16 protein-coding genes are annotated in these 15,656 nt (G+C 64.2%); 5 read left to right on the top strand and 11 right to left on the bottom strand.

The annotated features are described in order from the left end of the window. The first annotated feature begins 11 nt into the window (after window positions 1-11). Together C404_RS52375 and argC are read left to right on the top strand one after the other, a co-directional pair. On the top strand, window positions 12-797 hold the full coding sequence (locus C404_RS52375; protein WP_021196830.1) for an exodeoxyribonuclease III: 786 nt from the start codon (window positions 12-14) through the stop codon (window positions 795-797). A gap of 125 nt (window positions 798-922) precedes the next feature. Beyond that, window positions 923-1,936, top strand: coding sequence for an N-acetyl-gamma-glutamyl-phosphate reductase (gene argC, locus C404_RS52370; protein WP_021196829.1), 1,014 nt, complete (start codon window positions 923-925; stop codon window positions 1,934-1,936). 68 nt (window positions 1,937-2,004) lie between these two features. Here the strand turns inward: argC and C404_RS52365 are convergent, their stop codons facing one another. From C404_RS52365 to C404_RS52330, 8 genes are all read right to left on the bottom strand, one after another. Beyond that, the gene (locus C404_RS52365; RefSeq protein WP_021196828.1) at window positions 2,005-2,913 is read right to left on the bottom strand and encodes a prohibitin family protein; all 909 of its coding nucleotides are present in this window, start codon (window positions 2,911-2,913) and stop codon (window positions 2,005-2,007) included. A gap of 322 nt (window positions 2,914-3,235) precedes the next feature. Further along, window positions 3,236-4,003: a YdcF family protein gene (locus C404_RS52360; protein ID WP_021196827.1), complete on the bottom strand. Its 768-nt coding sequence runs from the start codon at window positions 4,001-4,003 to the stop codon at window positions 3,236-3,238. Between the two features lie 91 nt (window positions 4,004-4,094). After that, window positions 4,095-4,460: a hypothetical protein gene (locus tag C404_RS52355; RefSeq protein ID WP_021196826.1), complete on the bottom strand. Its 366-nt coding sequence runs from the start codon at window positions 4,458-4,460 to the stop codon at window positions 4,095-4,097. A 172-nt stretch (window positions 4,461-4,632) separates the two neighbouring features. Beyond that, window positions 4,633-6,411, bottom strand: a complete 1,779-nt coding sequence (locus tag C404_RS52350; protein WP_021196825.1) for a flotillin family protein — start codon at window positions 6,409-6,411, stop codon at window positions 4,633-4,635. 80 nt (window positions 6,412-6,491) lie between these two features. Then, entirely contained in the window at window positions 6,492-7,148 is a 657-nt protein-coding gene (locus C404_RS52345; RefSeq protein WP_021196824.1) for an OB-fold-containig protein, read from the bottom strand. Then, window positions 7,141-7,881 (bottom strand): PspA/IM30 family protein, encoded by a 741-nt coding sequence (locus C404_RS52340; RefSeq protein ID WP_021196823.1) that lies wholly within the window; start codon window positions 7,879-7,881, stop codon window positions 7,141-7,143. The genes C404_RS52345 and C404_RS52340 overlap by 8 nt, the downstream gene beginning before the upstream one ends. A gap of 76 nt (window positions 7,882-7,957) precedes the next feature. Then, window positions 7,958-8,452 (bottom strand): hypothetical protein, encoded by a 495-nt coding sequence (locus C404_RS52335; protein ID WP_021196822.1) that lies wholly within the window; start codon window positions 8,450-8,452, stop codon window positions 7,958-7,960. Between the two features lie 147 nt (window positions 8,453-8,599). Beyond that, window positions 8,600-9,109, bottom strand: a complete 510-nt coding sequence (locus C404_RS52330; RefSeq protein WP_031329966.1) for a MarR family winged helix-turn-helix transcriptional regulator — start codon at window positions 9,107-9,109, stop codon at window positions 8,600-8,602. Window positions 9,110-9,230: 121 nt separating this feature from the next. Here C404_RS52330 and C404_RS52325 point away from each other — a divergent pair, with 121 nt between their 5' ends. Both C404_RS52325 and C404_RS52320 read left to right on the top strand, forming a co-directional pair. Continuing rightward, a complete protein-coding gene (locus C404_RS52325; RefSeq protein ID WP_021196820.1) occupies window positions 9,231-9,818 on the top strand; it encodes a nitroreductase family protein in 588 nt (195 codons plus the stop codon). 52 nt (window positions 9,819-9,870) lie between these two features. Then, window positions 9,871-10,788, top strand: a complete 918-nt coding sequence (locus C404_RS52320) for an EamA family transporter (RefSeq protein WP_021196819.1) — start codon at window positions 9,871-9,873, stop codon at window positions 10,786-10,788. An 8-nt stretch (window positions 10,789-10,796) separates the two neighbouring features. On the opposite strand, the gene C404_RS60105 is transcribed toward C404_RS52320, so the two are convergent. Continuing rightward, window positions 10,797-11,810, bottom strand: coding sequence for a hypothetical protein (locus C404_RS60105; RefSeq protein WP_021196818.1), 1,014 nt, complete (start codon window positions 11,808-11,810; stop codon window positions 10,797-10,799). A 320-nt stretch (window positions 11,811-12,130) separates the two neighbouring features. Further along, the gene (locus tag C404_RS52315) at window positions 12,131-13,075 is read right to left on the bottom strand and encodes a M48 family metallopeptidase (protein WP_031329963.1); all 945 of its coding nucleotides are present in this window, start codon (window positions 13,073-13,075) and stop codon (window positions 12,131-12,133) included. Between the two features lie 92 nt (window positions 13,076-13,167). Between C404_RS52315 and C404_RS52310 the strand changes: the two genes are divergently transcribed. After that, a complete protein-coding gene (locus tag C404_RS52310) occupies window positions 13,168-14,457 on the top strand; it encodes a muropeptide transporter (protein ID WP_021196816.1) in 1,290 nt (429 codons plus the stop codon). On the opposite strand, the gene C404_RS52305 is transcribed toward C404_RS52310, so the two are convergent. Continuing rightward, window positions 14,458-15,651 (bottom strand): class I SAM-dependent methyltransferase, encoded by a 1,194-nt coding sequence (locus tag C404_RS52305; protein ID WP_021196815.1) that lies wholly within the window; start codon window positions 15,649-15,651, stop codon window positions 14,458-14,460. It abuts the gene before it with no gap. Window positions 15,652-15,656 lie beyond the last annotated feature (5 nt).

The following is a 15,656-nucleotide window of genomic DNA, read 5'->3' as shown; positions in this document are numbered from 1 at the left end:
AAAGTCCCGCCATGTTACGCATCATTTCCGCCAACCTCAACGGCGTTCGCTCTGCCTCCAGCAAAGGCTTTTTCGACTGGATGGGCAAGCAGGACGCCGATTTCGTCTGCGTGCAGGAACTGAAATGCGCGCAAGACGACATGACGCCCGAATTCCTGGCCCCGCACGGCTACCACGGCGTGTTCCAGCACGCGGTGAAGAAGGGCTACAGCGGCGCAGGCATCTACACGCGCCACAAGCCTGACGAAGTCATCATCGGCTTCGATAACGGCGAGTTCGATGCCGAAGGCCGTTACGTCGAGGCGCGCTACGGCAAGCTGTCGATCATCTCGGTCTACGTGCCGTCAGGCTCCAGCGGCGAAGAGCGCCAGCAGGCCAAGTTCCGCTTCATGGACTTGTTCATGGCGCACCTGAAAGACCTGCGCCATGAAAAGGGCCGCGAGGTCGTGCTGTGCGGCGACGTCAACATCGTCCACAAGGAAATCGACATCAAGAACTGGAAGGGCAACCAGAAGAACTCCGGCTGCCTGCCCGAAGAGCGCGCGTGGCTGACCAAGCTGTTCGACGAGGTCGGCTACGTGGATGTGTTTCGCACGCTGGACCAGCGCCCCGAGCAGTACACGTGGTGGAGCAACCGCGGCCAGGCCTACGCAAAGAACGTCGGGTGGCGGATCGATTACCAGATCGCCACGCCGGGGATTGCCGCCACCGCACGCCGCACGTCGGTGTTCAAGGACATCAAGTTCAGTGACCACGCGCCGCTCACCGTCGATTACGACGCGCCCGTGCACTGGTAAGTGGCATAAGCATCACGTTGTTGCGCTGCCGCAGAAATTTCTTCGGCAGCCGCTACAATGCAAAACTCACGTGCCGGCGAGTGCCGGCGTTTTTTTTCTGCTCCAGTTTTTTTAGCGAGATCGCCATGGCATTCAAGGTTTTCGTCGACGGTCAGGAAGGCACCACCGGCCTTCGCTTGCTCGACTATCTGTCGCAACGTGACGATATCGAGCTGCTGCGCATCGCCGAAGACAAGCGCAAGGATTCGGCCGAGCGCGCCAAATTCCTGAATGCCGCCGATGTCGCATTCCTGTGCCTGCCAGACGTCGCCTCGCGCGAGGCCGTGTCGCTGGTCAACAACCCGAACACCTGCATCATCGACGCCAGCACCGCGTTCCGCACGGACGACAACTGGGTCTACGGCCTGCCCGAGTTGAACAAGGGCCAGCGTGAGCGCCTGCGCAACACCAAGCGCATCGCCGTGCCGGGCTGCCACGCCAGCGCTTTCGTGCTGCTGATGCGTCCGCTGGTGGAAGCGGGCATCGTCCCGGCTGATTACCCGGTTACCGCGTTCTCGCTCACCGGCTACAGCGGTGGCGGCAAGCAGATGATTGCCGACTACCTCGCCGCCAATAACCCGAAGCTCGACAGCCCGCGCCCGTACGCGCTGGCGCTGGCGCACAAGCACCTGCCGGAGATGCGCGTGCAGAGCAAGCTGAGCCTGCCGCCGATCTTCACGCCGGTGGTCGGCAACTTCCTCAAGGGTCTGGCCGTGACGATTGGCCTGCACCCGCAGCATCTGGCACGCAAGGTGAGCCCGGCGGATGTTGCCAAGGTGTTGGCCGACTACTACCAGGGCGAGCAGTTCATCCGTGTGGCCCCGGCCGACAATGTCGCGACGCTCGACAACGGCTTCTTCGACGTGCAAGGCGCCAACGACACCAACCGTGCCGATCTGTTCGTGTTCGGTTCGGACGAGCGCATGGTCGTCACCGCCCGCCTTGACAACCTGGGCAAGGGCGCAGCTGGCGCCGCGGTGCAATGCATGAACGTGCATCTGGGCGTGGATGAGGCCACCAGCCTGCACGTGGAAGCGCCGATTCCCGCTGCGGGCGCCGAGCATGCCGTGCGTGAAGCCGCTCCGGGTTTCGCAAGCTGATCGTCGGTTGAACCGATACGAAAAACGCGCCTTTGGGCGCGTTTTTCTTTGGTGCGTTGGCTTGCGTGTTAGTGGTTCTGCCCCGTCGCCGGGATGTTGAACAGCATGCTGCCGCCATTGCCACCCGCCATCACACTCGGCGTCACGCCGTTCCACTTCTCGATGGCGGCACGTTCGAGCTTCAGGCGTTCCCACGCCAGCAGGCGGTCATCCAGCGATGAAGCCAGCGCGTGGTTGGCAGCCGCTTCGCCTTCGGCAATCGCCACCTTCTTCTTGGCCTCGGCTTGGGCGGAACGCACTTCGTTTTCGGTGCGGATGGCGTCTTGGATGGCCTTGGTCTTGGCGCTCACGGCATCCAGCAATGCGCGCGGCGGGCGCAGCGAACCGACGATCCCGAATTGCTTGATCGACACGCCCAGCGGTGTGAGGCGCGCGTCGAGCTCGTTGGTCAGCCGTGCGACAAACTCCTCCTTCTTCGCGCCGTTCACGTCGTCGAAGTTGTATTCCGAGCCGATGGCGACGATCACGTTACGTGCCGTGTCGCGCAGATAGCCGTGTGTGAAGCTTTCGATATGGTCGGCGCGGAAGTTGGTGTAGAACGCCGGCACCTTGTCGCGGTCGAGCTGGTACGAGACAGCCACGTCCACGTTCACGGGCACGGCGTCCTTGGTGTTGAAGGTCAGCTCTTCGTTCATCGGCCGGCCTTCGTTCAGGTCTTGCGTCCAGACTACGCGTTGCACGAAGGTCGGGTACTGGATGATGACCGTCTGCACCGGGTTGTAGAACACGAACCCGGTGACCACGTTCTCACGCGAGATGCCGCGATCGACCAGCCGGTTGATCTTGATGCCCGTATAGCCGGGTGGAATGATCTGCCAGTTCAGCAGGAAGGTGCGCGCGATCACCAGCGCCGCAATGGCGCCAAAGACGAACGCGAGCAGTTTGACCGGCAGTTTGCTTGCCGTGACTTGAGGCATGAGGGTTCCCCTTGCTTGTTGGTTTGCTTCTGAGGTGTTGGCTGGCGGGGCGGACGTACTGCTAGTGCAGACGTCTGCTGCTGGCGCAGGAATCGTCAGCGATTCCCGTCAGGGATGGCCGCGCCCGGTGGGCGGGTGGTGGCAAGCGAGCTTGCCAATGGTGATGCGGTGGTGAGCGTCAATACGACCGAGGTGGCGCATTGCAAAACTCGGATGTTGCGATGCACAAAGTATAGGTCGGCGCCGGAATTTTGCTGCCTATTTTGTGGCTTAAGCGCGAGCGCTAGAGCCGTGCTTCACATGCACGAATGGTGCAGTGGGGTCAGGCTTGGCCCGGATGGACGCGTTCCGGATTCCAGCCGAGCGCGTTGTACACGTGATAGCGCGCAATGCCGATCCACTCGTGCAGCGCGTAGTCCATCAGCGCAAAGTTGTACGCCATCGGCAACGGTGATGCGGTGGCCTGCAGATCATCGGCGCGCACGGGAATCGGCGTCATGCCGAAGTGCGCGAAATACAGCAGGCTGCGCCGCAGGTGGATGGCGGAAGACACCAGTAGCGTGCGATCTGGTGCGTAGTCGGCCAGCGCCGCGCGTGAGAACTGCGCGTTCTGCCACGTGTTCATGCTCTTGGGCTCCATGAGCACGTCGTCGCTGTTGACGCCGAGTGCGACGATCTCGTGGCGATAGACCGTCGCTTCGGGTTCGCCGTGGTGGCGTGCATCACCGCCGCTCACGAGGATCTTGCATTCGCCGTTCGTTCCGGCGCTTGCCTTCCGGCAGGCCTGGTACAACTGCACGGCCTCCACGATGCGCGGATACGAGAAGAGGCCAGGCTCCACCGTCTTGCCGATGCGGAAGGTGCCCGCACCCAGCAGCACGATGGCATTGCGCGCGCCCCAACTGATTTGCGGCTCGTTCTCGAACGGCTTTTCCAGGGAGTCGAGCAGCCAGGCCGGCACCGGCCCACAGCCGATGGCCACCACCAACACCACGCAGAGCGCCGTCAGCGTGCGCGCAGCCCGGCGCCGTGCACGCGCCGCGCACACCATCGCCACGATCACCAGCACACACAGCACGGCCAGGCTCACAGGTTTCTCCCATCCAGCACATCAGGGCACGCCATGCGCGTGCATGAGGTGCCATCGTAAAGAGGAATGGCCTGTCACGCGACCCGTCTTCTTACGGGGTTGTTGCCGGTGCGGCAGAAGGCTGCGGATTGGCTGACGGCGCGGGCACATCTTGCGCAGCTTGCGGCTTGGTGTCGGGGCTGGCGTTGTCCTGTTGTTGTTGCTGACGCATCCGACCCTTGCCACCGCGTCCGCCGCCCTGGCGGTTGACCGGTGCGGCCTTGGCTTGCTGCAGGTCTTTGTTGATGGACTCCACCGAGCGTGGCGGTGGTGTCATGTGGGCGAAGTTGCTTTGGATGTTGTGCAGGGCCTCGTTGTCTTCAGCCGGTGCGGATGTTGTCTGGGCAACAGCCGGCGGCGGCAGCGCCGCAACGAGCGCGGCAGCGCAGGCCAGGGGGAGGAGGGTGGTGCGGAGCATGGCGACTCGCAATCAAGTGGGAGCGGTACCCGGATTGTGGCGCCGGATGCGGGCGGGGAGTTTGAGGGTTGTGTTGCGGGAAATTACTGCGGAAGGACGATGGGTGAGGTGCAGCATCGGCGTAAAAAACGCGCCCGAAGGCGCGTTCTTCCTGGGTGCTTTTGACGCCGGTTCAGGCTGCCGGATTGCTGGTGTCCTGCCCATTGCGAACCGGCGCACCATCGACCTTGTGCACCGCGTGCGGTTGCGGCGAGACACCAATCTTTGCCGCATCGGCTGTCACCACCTTTTCCTGACCAGCGACGCCCGGCACCAGCCCTTGCAGCGAACCGCCGCTCAAGCCGATCTCATTGAGCAGCGAGTCGATCAGCGGTGCGTGTGCGCGATACGACAGCGCGGCAGACATCGCTTGCTCGGCCAGATTGCTGCCAGTGTGGGCGGGGCCGGCACCGTCTGCGCCGCTGCCACCGGTACGGTTGAGTCCGTCCACCTGAATGATCTTGATGCCGTCGATTGCCTTCATCGGCTCGACGGTCTGCTGGATCACCGCCGGCAGTGCTTGCAGCAGCGCGAGCTTGAACTTCAGGCTGGTCTGGTCCGACGACAGCGCATTGATGGCGTCATTCAGCGCGCGTTGGGCTTCGGCTTCTGCCAGGCCCTTTTTGCGGGCAGCCTCAGCTAGTTCAACGATGGCAGTCGCCTGCAGTTGTGCGGCTTCCTTCTCGGCACGCGCTTGCGTGGTGATGTGCACGGCCTTCGTTTCGGCTTCCTGCGCGGCTTCGATCAGCGCCACCTGTTTGGAGCGGTCTGCTTCTGCGGTGCGACGCGTGGTCTCGACCAACTGTTCGGCCTTGACGGCTTCAGCCAGCGATTCGTTCGCGCGTGCCTGTGCCTGCGATTGCGCTTCCGACTTCTCGGCAATGACGATCGCCTTGTCCTGTTGCGCGATCTCCGTCACCTTGGCCTGCTCGATGGCGGCCATTTGCGTGACCTTGGCCTGCTCGATCTCCTTCACGCGCACCTCACGCTCGGCCTCGACCTTGCGTGTGCGCACGGCCTGCTCGCGCTGGATCTCGGATTCCTGAACCTGGCGCTCGGCCGCAATGCGGCTTTGCTCGGCTTCCTGATGGCGCTGGGCTTCGAACACGGCAATCCGCGCGCCTTGCTCGGCGGCACGCGTCTTCACCTGCTGCTCCTGCTCCAGCTTCATGAACGCTTCCTGCTGCTCGATCTCGAGCTTCTTGGACAGCGCATCGCGGTTCTTCTCGCGCACCGACACTTCCGTATCCTGCTCGACCTCGTTGCGCTCCCGGCGGCGGCGTTCGGTCTCTTGCGTGAGCTTGGTCAGGCCTTCGGCGTCGAACGCGTTGTTCGGGTCGAAGAACTCCTTCGACGTCTGGTTGAAGTTGGTGAGCGAGACGCTCTCCAGCTCCAGGCCGTTCTTCGTCAGATCTTCGGACACGGTGTTCTGCACGCCCTGCACGAACTTTTCGCGCGCGTCCTGCAGGTCTTGCATGGTCATCTGCGCAGCGGTCGAGCGCAGCGCGTCGACAAACTTGTCGTCAACCAGCGCGCGCAGGTTCTCGGGCGACAGTGTGCGCTGACCGAGCGTTTGCGCTGCGGTCGAGACACCTTCCGCCGTCGGCTTGACGCGCACGAAGAACGCCACCACGACGTCGACACGCATGCGGTCCTTGGTGATCAGGCTGTCGCGAGAAGCGCGGCTGACTTCGAGTTTGAGCGTGTTCATGTTGATCGGAATCACTTCATGAAACACCGGCAGCACGATGGCACCGCCGCTCATGATGACCTTCTGCCCGCCAAGGCCCGTGCGCACGAATGCGCGTTCGGCGGAGGCCCGCACATAGAGCCGCGCAAAGATCAGGCCGATGACACTCAACGCGATGATGACGGCGAGCCCCAGGGCTCCCCAGTAGATGATGGCGTCCATATGGATTGTTTGACTCCCTTGAAGAAAGGAACAGCGGCAAGTCTCAGGCTTGCATCGGCATCGAGTTGCGATGCCGCGGTTTACAGCAGATCAGGATGCGGGTTGGCGATGACACGGTAGTGCGAGCCCGATACGCGCGAGACCAGCAGGACGGTGGTCCCGCGTGCAAACGACTGCTCGGGCTCGTCAGGTTCAACGCGCACATAGTGCGGCTGGCCGAATTCGTCGACGAGCTTGGCTTCGGCGGGTACCCCTTCCGATGCCGTGCCGGTGACGATCTGCGCGGTACGGCCGACGAACGCCTCTTCCGACACCGCCGTTGTTTCGTTCTGCGGCAGGTAGCGGCAGATCAGTCCGCCCATCTGGCGCACGAACGGCAACGCGCCGGCAGCCGCCAGGACGGCAGCAAACGCCGGTGGCGCCATCCAGCCCGTGAGGACGCGCAGTACCTGCTGCAGCGACAACCCGACCACCGCAAAACCGAGCAGGAACAGGATCAGCACCATCAGCAGCGGAATGCGGCCGATGTGCAGCCAGCCGAGGAATTGGCCGACGGCGCCTGGTTCAGCGCCCGTGTCGCTGTGGTCCAGACCGAAATGCGTGACCAGCAGATTGCCGGCGTGCTCGGTCAGGCTCAGCCCCAGCAGCAACGAGAGGCTCTCCAGTGCGCCAATCACCACCATCAACCCGATGGCAACGACGAACGGCGCGTTGCCGGGCAGCAGCAGATCACCCATGACTGTCGATGGCTCCAAGTTGATCCAGTGACGACGGCGAGGCGGCATCGGCCTGGCCGGTGCGCGCATTCTTCAGGCGGGCAAGCCGCTCGCTCACGCGCTCGGCCTTGTGAATGGCTTCCAGCCGCTTGAGCAGGAGCGGATCGGCAGAGGATTTGCCGGTGCCGAGTCCCAGCGCGCCGGTGGCGCTGGCCATGGTGCGATTGAAGCCGGTTTCGAGTTGCTCCGCACGCGCACCGACCGTCGAGCCCGCGGCCGATTCCGTCTGCGACATGCCTTGCACCGCCGCGCGGGCCGCAATCATCTCGTTGAGCGCGGCCTCCATTTCGGCACGCTTGGCACGCAGGCCGAGCAGGTCAGACTCGGCGGTCTGGGCACGTTCATTGGATTCCTGCAGCGTTTGGTACAGCGCGCCGAACTGGTCTTCCAGGTCGATCTGCCGTTCTGCGCCGGCGCGGGCAGCGGCATCGTCGCCCTTGGCCAGCGCGGTGGCCGTCAATTCGGTCAGCCGCTCGATCTCGTTGTTGATGCGCGTAATGGCCTTGCCGGCCTGGTAGCGCGCGGCCTCATGCTTGCCCAGTTCGTTGCGGGCCTGCGCGATGACCTCGTCGAACTCGCGCAGGTATTGCTCGGCCACCGCTTGTGGGGCACGGCTTTCCAGCGAGCTGACAAGTGCGTGCACGTTGGCGCTCAGCAGCCGCTTGACGCGGGTTCCCAGGCGATCGGTTGTCATGGTGCTTGGCTCCTTTCCAGGCAAGAACAGCGGGGGCGGGGCGATGTGGAAATGCGTAGGAATGAGGGGCTTTCGCTCAGGAGGGCTCGCGCGCAGGCTGAATGATCTGCGCCAGTTCCTGAACCTCGGCCACGTAGGGGTTGAGTACCGTGCTCTGATACACCGGTGGGCGCTGGGTGACGGCCAGGCGCAGCAGGCCCAGCAGGATGCGCATGGCCTTGGCGGTCAACCGTGCTTCGAGCTCTACCGCTGTCTCGGCCAGCCGCTTGCTGTCTGGCGCCGACGTGATGAGGGTCGCCATGAGCTCCGGCAACTGCGCGGCCAGCAGCGACACGATCTCGGAATGGCTGTGCGAGGTGTGTTCGTGGATCTGGACGGCGTCTTGCAGTGGGCGGACCTGTTCGCGCAGCAACGCGACACAGCTCGCAAAATCGTTCTCTCCGCCGGCGCGCCGTTTGGCCTCAGACAGCAGCGCGCGAATCTTGTCGCTCGGGCTGGAGGCGCCGGCCAGTTGAAGATTCGACAACCACGCGAGGTCGTCTTCAGGGATGCGTACGGATACGGTTTGCATGACAGAACCCACTCTCAAGCTCGCTTGCAAACCAATATAGTGCAAACGCATACAAACGTATACGAATGCAATTGCCCCTTGAGATACAAAAAAAGCGCGTCCTAAGAATAGGCGCGCTTTGCTGATTCCGCTGGTTCGGTTGGCGTGTCAATCGGCTCCGCCAACCTTCCCCAGCAACTCCCGCAACATCGCCCGCTCGGCCTGACTCAGCGCCGCGAGCATCCGCTCCTCCGTCTCTACATGCGAGGCGACCAGGCCATCGACCAAGGCGAAACCCGCGTCGGTGAGCACGATCTGCAGCCCGCGCCGGTCTTCCGGATCGGTCTTGCGGGCGATCAGGCCGCGCTTTTCCAGCCGGTCGAGCCGATTGGTCATGGCGGAGGTGGACAGCATCATGTCCTTGGCCAGCGCGGAGGGCGACAGCGCCTGCTCACGGCCATTGCGGCGCAGCGTGAGCAGTACATCAAAGCCGGCCATGTCCAAGTCGGCGCTGGCGATATTGGCAATCACGCCCTGGCGCAGCCGCTCGCCAGCGCGCCAGACCTCGCCGCAGACGGCCATCGGGCTCGCGTCGACGTCCGGGCGCTCGCGCCGCCATTGCGCGAGGATGCCGTCCATCGGTCCCCCTTGTGTGGGTGTGGGATCACCTTGACCCATCGAAAACCTCGTCCTAGTATTTCGATATCAAACTATTTGATATCAAGATTCTTGAAAGCGTATCGGGTTTGCCGGTACGAAGCAATCGGGCATCCCGCCGCACTTTTACATGAGAGCCATCATGACTGAACGACTTGCTGATCACCCGATCGATCCGCTGTTCCTGGCGCGCTGGTCGCCGCGCGCCTACGACGGCCAGCCCATGCCCGAGGCCGATCTGCTGCGCATTCTGGAGGCGGCGCGCTGGGCACCGTCGGCCTACAACTACCAGCCGTGGCGCTTTCTCTACGCCCGTCGCGACGATGCGCACTGGACCGAATTCGTCAGCCTGCTCGTACCCATGAATCGTGATTGGGCGCAACACGCCTCGGCGCTGATCTTCGTGTTGTCCGACACGCGCATCCACCGCGACGACCCGGCCAACGCTGTGCCGTCGCAGACGCACAGCTTCGATGCCGGTGCCGCATGGGCGCAACTGGGGCTGCAGGCGGTCAGCCTCGGCTACCACGCGCGCGGCATGGCGGGCGTGGACTACGAGCGGGCGCGCGCTGTGCTGCACGTGCCGGAACGCTTTCGCATCGAGATTGCCGTGGCCGTTGGCCGCCGCGGCTATGTGGCGTCGTTGCCGGCGCCCCTGCAGTCGGTGGAGGGCCCCACGCCGCGCAAGCCGATCAGCGAACTCGCGTTCAGCGGGCGTTTTCCGGGCTGACTCTTCTGATCCATTTAATTCGATATCAAATTACGTGACGTGGAGATTTATCATGCCATTCAACCGCCTGACCGCAATGCTGGCCACCGCCGTGGCGCCCATGTTGTGGGGTACGACCTACCTCGTCTTCACGCAGACACTGCCGGTTGACCATCCGCTGCTGGTGGGCGCGCTGCGTGCGCTGCCGGCTGGCGTGTTGCTGATGCTGCTCGGCCCAGGCTTGCCGCCGCGCGACAAGCTGCTGCCGCTGCTGCTTCTCGGGCTGGCCAACATCGGCGTGTTCTTCGCGCTGCTGTTCGTAGCGGCGCAGCGCCTGCCGGGGGGTGTGGCGGCGACGATCATGTCTGCGCAGCCGCTGGTGGTGGCGTTGCTGGCGTGGCCGCTGCTCGCGCGCAAACCGCGTCCGGTGCAACTGGTGGTGGCGATGGCAGGGTCGCTGGGGGTGGGGCTGCTGATTCTTGGGCCGGCGGCCAAGCTGGATGCGATTGGCGTGGCGGCGGCGCTGGCTGCTGCGCTGTCGATGGCAATGGGCACGGTGCTCATCGAACGCTGGGGCCGTATTGGCACGCCGCTGGCCGTGGCCGCCTGGCAACTCGCGCTGGGCGGGTTGGTGCTGCTGCCGGTCGCGTTGTTCGTGGAAGGGCTGCCGCCTGTGCTCACAGCGCGCAATGCCGTGGGCTTCGCGTACCTGATCGTGATCGGCACGGCGCTAGGCTACTGGCTGTGGATTCGCGGTATCGGTGTGCTGGGCGCGGACGTGACGTTTCTCTCGCTGCTGAGCCCGCTGACAGCCACGGTGCTGGGTGCGCTGGTGCTGGGTGAGTGGTTCAGCCCGGTGCAGAGCGCGGGAGCGGTGCTGATCCTGGGCGCGACAGTGGCGGGGATGGCGTTGTCGCGGCGCGCGAAGGCCGTCGTGCAAACAACAAGCCCCGCGAGGCCGGTGAAGCCTGCGGGGCCGAGAGTGCGGTGATGCTGTGCTTATTTGACCGACTTCAGGTCTTGCGAGAACGTCTTCACGTAGTTCGCCGGAGCGGTGTCCTTGTAGGTGTAGGTCTGGTCGCACTTGACGGTGCGTTGGCCAGCGACGTCCCACCAGCAGCGCATATCGATGCCGTACGTACCACTTGGCAGATTGCCATCTGTGGACTTTGTAATCGATTGCACGTGGTGGATGCGCAGCGCGTTGAACGTGCCGGAGGCGATCGTCACCGGCTCATAGGCTTCCACGGTCGAGGTGGCGTTGACGGTTTCCTGATAGCCGGTGTCGCAGCTGTACATCCATGCCGACGTCCATGATTTGTTGACCGACAGGGGGAAGCTCACCAGCGTGCGCTTGGGGGTGTACGTGCAGATGCTGCCGTCCGTGCGCTTGCGCTTGATGCGGTTGCCGTCAGCATCTTGCGTGTAGGTTTCGTCGGCCACGCCGTCGACGGTTGAGGGCATCGTGGCATAGCCCGTCGTGCTGTCGACGTTAGTCGTCGTGTTCACGCGCTCGTGGACTTCTGGCGCGCCACCGCTCAGGCGTGCGGTCGTTTCCGTCCAGGTTGTGACGCGGCCAGCGGTTTGCGGCGCGCCGGAGGTGTACTCATGCGGCGTCACCGTTACCGTCACCTTGACCGACTTGCTCGCATCCTTGGCCGACGTCGCCGTCACCGTGAACGTGCCACCCGGCGGGCTCATCGAGCTAGCTGTCCAGCTTTGCGTGCTGGCGCCCTTGACCAAGAAATCGGTATAGCTTGTCTTGTTGCCGGCATTCCAGTTGACGTCCTTGTCGGTATCAAGGCGCAGATCCTGGCCCGACTTGACCGTCAGCGTGGCGGTCTGGTTGCCGCCGACGTTGATCGACTGAACCTTGGCGCCGCCAACGGTGGCGCTCACGGTGAAGCTATTCGGATCGGCAAAACCACCGTTGCTGCCGCCATCGCCGCCGCCGCAAGCGGCCAACGTGCAAGCCAGGACGATGCCTGTCAGTCCCTTACCCCATGTCTGCATTTTTCTTATCCCTGATTTTTGTAGAAATTTGTGTGCAGTAAAGCTGCGGTGCGCAGCGTACAAGGAGGGGAAATTTGTTTTCTTAGGATTTCCTTATGGAAATGAGGCTCCCCACTCGTTGGTGGGTATTCAGCGGTTTTCTGCGCTCGGGTTTCGTTGATGCCGTGGTGCCAAACAAAAACCCCGCAAAACCAGTTGGCTGGCGGGGTTGTGGGGTTGAGTTGGATTGGGCGGGCGAATCGGCGTCGTTATGCGCGTAGTGGCCGTGACGAAATCGGATGTCGCCATTGGCAGATGCGCGTTGATTAACGAATGATTATCTAAGGCCGCACCATCGGCCGCATCGGCGCCTCATCCCCATTATCAACAGGTGCTGCCCCCAGATACTGCATGTTCGACCGATAGGCCGAGAGCTTGGCCATCGGCATTTGCATGGCGTCGGCAAACAGCGGCAGCGTTTCCGGCAGATGGCGCGATAGCACCACCATGCGCGTGCGCCCCGACGGATGCGTCGAGAGGAACTGCTTCTGCTCCGCCCCGCCGATCGAGCCCATCTTCTGCCACAGCGTGAGCGCGGCACGTGGGTCGTAGCCGGCGCGCGAGGCGATGTCCATGCCGACCAGGTCGGCCTCGGTTTCCTCATTGCGGGAGAAGGCCAGCAGGTGCATCTTGGCCCCTTCGCCCAGGTCCGTATCGCCGCGGTTGCCGAAGCCGAAGAGCTGCGAGATGACATTGGCGCCCAGGTTGGTGACCTCGCGCTGGCCGGCGCGGGCGCGGGCATGTTCTCGCAGCGCGTGGGCGATCTCGTGGCCGAGCGCCATGGCGAGTTCGTCATCGGTCAGCTTGAACTGCTCCACCAGCCCCGAGAACACGGCGATCTTGCCGCCGGGCATGCAGAACGCATTCACCTGAGACGCGCCAATCAGGTTGATCTCCCACTGCCAGTGGGCAGCGTCGGGGTTCCAACGAGAGGCTTGCGGGGTGATTCGCGCGACGATGGCGCGGATGCGGATCAGGTCCGGCACGTTGTCCGGGGCAAGCGCCCCTTCGCGTGCGGCGTTGTCGATGACGCCCTTGTACTCGGCCTGCGCACGTTTCTCGATTTCTTCGGCCGGAATGACGAGGCGGATGTTGGGCGAGGTGGTGGTCGGCGCTTCCAGCTTCACGCCGTCGGCGGGCACGGGCAGCGGGCCGTCCATGGCGGTGGCCCATGTGGCCAGCGTGAAGCCGGCGATCGTCAGCAGGGTGCGTGAGACACGTGGCATGGAAGCGGTGGGCGGAATCGACTGAGACATAATATCGGCCAACGCACCCGGCCACGCTACGTGGCAACCCGCATCGCATCTCCGCCCGTCGCATGACCTTCCACGATTACCTTGACGTTTTCCGCAACCGCCGCATCGGCGCGATGCTGCTGCTGGGCTTTGCTTCTGGCCTGCCGCTGGCGCTCACCTCGGGCACGCTGCAGGCGTGGATGACGGTGGAGGGGCTGGATATCCGCACCATCGGGCTGTTCTCGCTGGTGGGGCAGGCGTACATCTTCAAGTTCCTGTGGGCGCCGCTGATGGACCGCTTCACGCCCCCGCTCATGGGGCGCCGCCGCGGCTGGCTGGTGCTCACGCAGATCGGGCTGGTGGCGTCGATTGCCGCCATGGCTTTCACACCGCCGCACGCCGCGCTGTGGGCGCTGGCTGGGCTGGCGGTGCTGGTGGCGTTTCTTTCCGCCTCGCAGGACATCGTCTTCGATGCGTACAGCACCGATGTGCTGCATACGAGCGAGCGCGGCGTCGGTGCGGCCGTGAAGGTGCTCGGCTACCGGCTGGCGATGCTGGTGTCGGGCGGCCTGGCGCTGTATCTGGCCGATCGCGTACTGGGCTGGAGCAACATGTATCTGCTGATGGCCGGGCTGATGGCGCTGGGCATTTTCACCACGCTGTGGTCGCCCGAGCCCGAGGTGGTGGCGCGCCCGCCGCGCAGCCTGCAGGAAGCGGTGGTCGGGCCGCTGAAGGATTTCTTCTCGCGCCGTGGCGCCTGGGCGCTGCTGGCGCTGATCGTGCTCTACAAGCTGGGCGATGCGTTTGCGGGCAGCCTGTCGACCACGTTCCTGATCCGCGGCGTCGGCTTCTCGGCCGGCGAGGTGGGCATCGTCAACAAGACGTTGGGGCTGGCGGCCACCATTGCCGGCGCGCTATACGGCGGCACGCTGATGGTGCGGCTGGGGCTGGTGCGCGCGCTGCTGCTCTTTGGCGTACTGCAGGCGGTGTCGAACCTGGGCTACTGGGTGCTGGCGGTCACGCCGCAGCACCTGTGGACGATGGCGGTGGCTATCGGCATCGAGAACATCTGCGGCGGCATGGGCACGGCGGCCTTTGTGGCGCTGCTGATGGCGCTGTGCAACCGGTCGTTCTCGGCGACGCAGTATGCGTTGCTGTCGGCACTGGCCTCCATTGGCCGCGTGTATGTCGGGCCCACCTCGGGCTACTTGGTGGAAGCCTACGGTTGGCCCGCGTTCTATCTGATGACCGTGGCGTTTGCCTTCCCGGGCCTGGTGGTGCTGTGGTGGATGCGCGGCACGATCGGCCGGTATGAGTCCGAGCAGAACGAGCGTGCCCTGGAAGCCAAGGCCGCCAAGGCGGCGTCAGCCTGATCAGCCCAAGCGGTTCGAACGGTCGGCATCCGCAAAGCCGGCCAGCGGCAGCGCCGCATCGATGCCCTTGCCCAGCGCGATGGCCTTGAACAGCTCGCCCATCTCCGCTTCCGATAGCAGCTTCTGCACGGCGTTGGCCGCCGGCAGGAACTGCATCGGATCGTGCGGATCCAGCGTCATCAGCAGCTCGCCCACACCCGAACTCAACAGGAAGCGCGCCTGGCTCGTGTAGCCGAGCAGCTCCAGCCCCGCCTCTTGGCCTGCCTGGGCAATCCCCGAAAAATCGACGTGCGCGGTGATGTCCTGCAGGCCAGGCAGCCAGAATGGGTCGTCGTGTGCGTGCTGGCGGTAGTGGCACATCAACGTGCCGTTGGCGCGATGTGCGTGGTAGTACTCAGCGGCGGGGAAGCCGTAGTCGATCAGCAGCAGCAGGCCGCGCGCGAGTGCCGCGCCCGTGCTGCGGATGAAGCCCTCGGCGGCTTCGTGCGATTCGGTGACAAGGTCACCGGTGCCGGGCAGGGCAGCGAGCTTGGCGGGCACCTCAGACGGGTCGACAAGGCGGTCTTTCCATTGCAGGCCGTGCTCGGCGTCGAGCACCACACCGCGCTGATGCCACACGCCACTACGCCGCGCCCACAGCGACACGGGCATCGCATCAAGCACTTCGTTGCCGACCATCACGCCGGTGAATGTGGTGGGCAGCGTGTCATGCCACTGTGCGAGCGCGCCCAGCTCGGAGCCGAGCGCCGTCAGCCGTTCCTGCTGGCGTTGGCGCAGTTCGCCGGACAGTTCGACAATGCCGTAGCTGTCGGGGCGCACACCCAGAGCATCGAGTTCGGTGAGGATGTCTGCGGCCAGCTTGCCGGTGCCGGCGCCAAATTCCAGCACGTGGCGCTTGCCTTCGGGCAGCGTTTCCAACACCTGTGCGATTTGATGCGCGACAGTGCGGCCGAAGAACGGCGTCAGTTCGGGGGCGGTAATGAAGTCGCCGCCGTCTTCCACGCGGCGGCCAAACTTGGCCGCGCCGCCGCTGTAGTAGCCCAGGCCCGGCGCGTAGAGCGCCAGTTCCATGTAGCGATCGAATGCCAGCCAGCCGCCGGCCGTCGCAATGGCGTCGGCGATCAGGGCGAAGAGGTGCGCGGATTGCGCCTGCGCCGCCTCATTGGGAAGCGGTAGACTCACGGTTTTGCTCATTGCCG

It is taken from the genome of Ralstonia sp. AU12-08, assembly GCF_000442475.1.
GTDB lineage: Bacteria > Pseudomonadota > Gammaproteobacteria > Burkholderiales > Burkholderiaceae > Ralstonia > Ralstonia insidiosa.
The sequence above is the reverse complement of the archived record's forward strand: the minus strand, read 5'-3'. Positions and strand labels throughout refer to the sequence as shown.